Source organism: Actinoplanes sp. NPDC051633, assembly GCF_040681735.1.
In the GTDB taxonomy this organism is placed as follows: domain Bacteria; phylum Actinomycetota; class Actinomycetes; order Mycobacteriales; family Micromonosporaceae; genus Actinoplanes.
On sequence record NZ_JBFAZH010001637.1, the window covers coordinates 1 to 1,348 of the forward strand.

Consider the following 1,348-nt stretch of genomic DNA (forward strand, 5'->3'; position numbering starts at 1 on the left):
CCAGGGCCGGTCCCGACGACACCGTCGCCGCCGAGCTGGAGGCCGCTGCGGTCCGCGCCCAGCGCCGGGGCGGCATCGCCGCCGGGGCCGCCGCGATGGAGCGATCGGCGCACCTCACCAGCGATCCGGTCCTGCGGGGCGAGCGGCTGCTGCGCGCCGCCGAACTTGCCTTCGAGCTCGGTCAGAGCGCAAGCGTGCAACGCCTGCTGGCCCAGGCCGATCGGGTCGGCCTCTCCGAGCGGCAGCGCTGGCGGACGGCGTGGATCAGGGACAGCTTCGACGACGGCCTGCTCGGCCGGACCCAGGCGGCGTGGTCGCTGGCGCAGGTCGCCGAGCGGGCCGCGGCCGACGATCCGGATCTCGCGTTGAACCTGCTCTACGGTGCGGCGCTGCGGTGCTGGTGGACCGAGCCCGGCGTCGAGGCCCGGCGCAGCGTCGTGGCCGCCGCCGGCCGCGTACCGGTCGACGAGGACGACCCTCGGCTGCTGATGGTCCTGGCCTTCGCCTCTCCGATCGACCACGGCGCGGTCGTGCTCGACCGGCTACGGCGACGCACGGTCGACACTGACGGGCGGGCGGCCCGGATGATGGGCAACGCCGCACACGCGGTCGGCGCCTTCGACCTCGCCGCCGGATTTTTCGCCAGTTCGCTGGCCGGCCTGCGGGCGCACGGCCGGCTCGGATTGCTGGCCCGGGCCCTCACGCTGCAGGCGCGCAGCTGCGCCCATCTCGTCGACCTCGCCGTGGCCATGCCCGCCGCCGACGAGGCGTACCGGCTCTCCCGCGACACCTCGCAGCCGGTGGTGGCCGCGACCGCGCTGACCGTCCAGGCGCTGCTCGCCGCCGTTCGCGGGGAACAGGACGACGCCTACCGCCACGCCGCCCGGGCCGAGAAGGCGGCGCTGCCGTCCAACGCCGTGCTGGCCGCCGTGCAGCTCGCCCGCGGTTCGGCCGCGCTCACCGACGGCCGCCACGAGGACGCGCTCGCCGAGCTGCGGCGCATGTACGACCCGGCCGATCCCGCATATCACCAGGCGATCCGATGCCATGCCGTCGGCGACCTCGTGGAGGCGGCGGTTCGCAGCGGGCAGCCCGATGCGGTCACCGGTGTGGTGGCCGAGATGACGGCGGTCGCGCGGCGTACCCCGGCGCCGTCGCTGCACACGGGCCTACGCCATGCGCGCGCCCTGCTGGCCGGCGAGGGGGAGGCGCAGCCGCTGTTCGAGGCGACGCTGCAGGCCGGCCCGGGGACGTGGCCCTTCCCGCGGGCGCGGGCGGAGCTCGCCTACGGGGAATGGCTGCGCCGGCAACGCCGCGTGGCGGAGTCGCGGGCGCACCTGCGGGCGGC

General features: G+C 76.5%; 1 pseudogene. It reads left to right on the top strand.

Annotation, left to right across the window (positions count from 1 at the left end):
- A pseudogene (locus AB0M20_RS43840) lies at positions 1 to 1,348 on the top strand (LuxR family transcriptional regulator); the annotation flags it as partial.